Here is a 4,106-nt window from a genome sequence, read left to right on the forward strand (position 1 = left end):
CTCAGAGTTGCGAAGTTGATCAGATTGCGTCTGTTCACTATTATATTCATTGTTACAAAGAAAACCAAATGCAATGGTTTGCGTATCAAAAAAACCCGATGATTTCCGGGTTTTATTTCAAGGGTTGGAGACTGACCATGTAAATCCGTGCCTGTTCCCTCCATACTCTTCATGAATCAGCGACCGCTTGTAGATCTCACCTTTATTGAACTACAAGGCAGCACCTCCTAGCTTGTTTCTGCTTTCGATTTCTCAACGATCTCCTTGTAGTGTTCAAGGCAGTGAAAAATAGAGTCCCTATTTAATGTAATGCCCTTGAACAACCTTAAGTCTTGGTCCCCTTGTTTACCTGTTTTCAGATCCGTTGCTGTCAAAGTTGAGTCAAAACAAAGAGAAAGAAATCACTTCTCTCTGGATAGAATATCCCATTTTTTCATATTGAACTCCGATTCAGAGAGTACATCAGTTTTATAAAGTACGTACAGATTTCTCAGAAGCTTCACTACATAATCACGATCGTCTTTGGCTTTTCCCAAAAAGAGTTCTTTTGCTCTTCCAAACTCATCTTCAGTTATCAATCCCTCCTCCATCAATCGATTCAACTCCACTATTTCTTGAGATAGATTAGTTGATCCTCGAGTAACACCTATGCGTTGCCTCTGAAGAATGTGATCTGCTGCTTGCTGAAGCTGGTATGCATCTTCCTCTTTTTCAGTAAACCCGACAACGGAACCTGTCCAGAAATTGATAGAAAAGTCCTGTCTTCTTGAACCAGCATTGATAAACGAGTAATTGACAAGTGTATCACAACCCATAGTATCCTCTCTAGAAAACCGAGCCTCTTCAGTCTGCCACGGCCATTTCTTCTTAGGCAAATACATCCGCAGGAAATAGTTCGTGAACACAATGAAATATTTGACATACCCGCTGATTTGCTTACCGTCCCAATTAACGCCCTGCATAAAACGATGAACAAAAACCGAGGCAATTACGACTTCACCGGGATGAAGTTTACTCTCAGCCAAAGTAAGGCATTGTTCTGCAGTTGGAAAATCGAGGGAGGAAAGTAATAACAATGGTGCAAGTAAAAGCAGCATTATTGAAATAAATACTGCATAGACTCCCTCATCGGGGACGGCAAACCCAATGAAGAAAAGCACAATTCCAACAAAAATCAGTATAAACCCAGTTTTTGCAAGAACGCTCTTATTTAGATTCAAGATTTCCTCCTTGTACAATTGCTCCCATTTGTATGTTTTGGTTGTTAACGGACTTCTCCAAAAAGCTATGGATTGAGTTAAACTCCACCTAAAAACTCGATTTCTTAATGAATTAGCACATTCCTTGTATCATCGTAAGGCTCACGTATCTTGAGTCTATGACAGAGTGAACCGTTATTATGCTGAAGACCATAGAACCTCCAATATCTTCTGCGTCTTCTCGCGCTTGCGGGCTACTCCGTGCCCGGCGCTCGCAGCCGCAGTAAAGGGTAAAAACGTAAAAAGGCTAAAGTGTAAATCAGGGCACCGTCCTGCAAATACGGAACCCGAGGTCGAAGTCCGTGCTAGAGGGCGAGAAGCGGTCGCGATACGCAACCCGCACGTCCGCCGCATTGCTGACCCAGCTACCGCCACGATTCACCCGGGCGGAACCACTGTTGTTGTACGGATTCGTCTGCGCAGAACTTGAGTAGTTTCCAAACCAGTCGCTGCACCACTCCCACACGTTCCCCGACATATCGTAGATGCCCAGCTCGTTAGGGGCCTTCTTTCCAACTTCCTGAGCCCTGCAGTTGTTCATCACAATTGTGTCCGCGTCCCAATCACCTGTAAGGTATTTGTCTCCTGAATTCTGCCAATACCAGGCTACATCATCTACGTTATCGCTCCCGGAATATTTGTACCCTTTGCTCTTGTCTCCCCCTCTCGCAGCGTACTCCCACTCTGCTTCCGTTGGCAGTCTGTAGCCGACCACATTCGATGGATCTGTCGTTACTTTTCCGTCTTTATCCAGTAGATTACCGTTACTGTCATATGCCTTCGGAAGCTTCTCTTTTTCACTCAACCAGTTGCAGTATGCTATCGCATCGTTCCAGCTCACGTATATAACTGGTCTGCTACCCCTTCCCCAACCCAGGTCGCCGGGTTTGCTCTTGCCTGTAGCCTCACAGAAGGCATCGTACTCGTCGAATGTGATCTCGCATTTACCTATATAAAAGTTGTACGTGAACGTCACTTTGTGGGTTGGTTTTTCATCACTTTCTCCTCCACCCCACGTGTCGCCCATTGTGAAGCTCCCTTTTTCCACCAGTACCATTCCTTCCGGAACTGCTGATGTTGTAAATCTCCATACAGGTCCCTCGATGTTTCCTCCCTTACTGTCTTTCGCTACTACTTTCCAGTAGTAAGTTGTTTCAGGTTCAAGATTTATAACGGTATATGTCAAATCTCTGCGAACACTTGCTATCAGCGGTTGTGAAGTACCTTCCCAAAAACAGATTTCGTAGGTGACTTCATCCCCGTCCGGATCACTACAGTCCCAAATCAGAGTTATTGTTGTTGAGTGACATACAACGTTGTCTAGAGGGAATAGATTTACTGGTGTATAAGGAGCCCTGTTGTGACTTTCGTTCGATATTGTTCTACAAACTCGAAACCCAATAGACTCGCTACTGACATCGGGGAGCACTGTTCTTCGTGAAGTAACCACAACGTACGATAGGCTATCTTCAAAACTACCCCCTCTTATCGCTTTATTTGAGTCTGTGCACCATTCCCAGACATTTCCACTCATGTCAAATAGATCCAGTTCATTTGGTAGTTTTTGGCCAATTTCTTTCGGACTTCTCTTTCTTGTATAGAATCCGGAACCTGCTTCAGAATTGCCAGAATACCAAGCCACAAGTTCGACATCATCACCGCCGGAGTACTTATGGCCATTACTAACTTCACCGCCTCTGGCTGCAAATTCCCATTCCGCTTCTGTGGGTAGTCGGTATCCAACTACCTCTCTCAAATCTTCAGTAACTTTGCCTTCAGCATCCAGCAGTTTGCCGTCGCTATTATAAGCTCTTGGAAGCTCTTCACTATCACTCAACCAATTGCAGTAGGATATCGCATCCCACCAACTGACATTGAACACAGGACAACTATCGCTAGATACGAGGTTAACGTTCGGCATTTTCCTAGCGGTAGCACTACAAAACTTTCGAAATTCTGCTATTGTTACCTCATATCGGCCTATAGTGAAATCATGATCTAGTGTGCTAACGTTAACTAAGCGCTCTTCTATAGAAGAATAATCACCTTTCACAAATACCCTGTCGCCTTCTATTACTCTCCAGAAGAACCAGGATACAGATTCTGAGTACAATCCATCATTGTCGACTGCTCTGACTTCAAATGTATGACTTCCACCTGAAACATTTCGCCACGTATAACTGTCTTTCAATTCAAACAATTCTTCCCATTCACCGCCATCTTTTCTGTACTGGTAACCTGCGAGTAAACCATCATAATCGCTTCCATTCCACACAAAAGTCACGTCTTGTTCCAAGATCTTACCATTAGGACCATCTACTCTTCCAATAACAGGAATACGGATATCAATATCAGTCCTGCAAATGCGAAATCCTAAAGTATTATTGGCAACTTCAGGTTCTCTGCTAAGACGACAAGAAACACGCAAATAGGTTTCGTTATTTGCCCAACTACCTCCCCTGATTACTCGTGATCTGGAACTGGAATAAGATGTAAACGGATTGAATTGTTCCTTAGCTTTGTAGATGCTAAACAGATCGCTACACCATTCCCAGACATTACCGCTCATGTCAAATAACTGGATCTCGTTAGGTTGAACCGAACCAACCACTTGCGTCATATTTTCCGAGTTTTCTTTATACCAAGCTACGTCTTCAACTTTCTGGCTTCCTGAATACTGATAACCCTGGCTTATAGTACCTCCGCGTGCTGCAAATTCCCACTCCGCTTCAGTTGGAAGACGATAGCCAACCACTTCTGATGGATCTGAAGTCATACTACCATCCCTGTCAAGAAACCGCCCATTTTCGTTATATGCTTTGGGAAGCGAAGCCATTTCGCTAAGCC

Annotated in this window: 2 protein-coding genes; both read right to left on the bottom strand. The window is 44.1% G+C overall.

The window, feature by feature from the left end; all coding sequences use genetic code 11:
• Positions 1-401: 401 nt before the first annotated feature.
• Positions 402-1,220 carry a hypothetical protein gene (locus tag ENN47_13000; GenBank protein ID HDP79064.1) on the bottom strand — a complete coding sequence of 273 codons (819 nt, stop codon included), beginning with the start codon at positions 1,218-1,220 and terminating at the stop codon, positions 402-404.
• A gap of 298 nt (positions 1,221-1,518) precedes the next feature.
• Positions 1,519-4,106: hypothetical protein (locus ENN47_13005; GenBank protein HDP79065.1), on the bottom strand; the 2,588-nt coding region annotated here is incomplete at its 5' end.

This window comes from Mesotoga infera (assembly GCA_011045915.1).
Taxonomy (GTDB): Bacteria; Thermotogota; Thermotogae; order Petrotogales; family Kosmotogaceae; genus Mesotoga; species Mesotoga infera_D.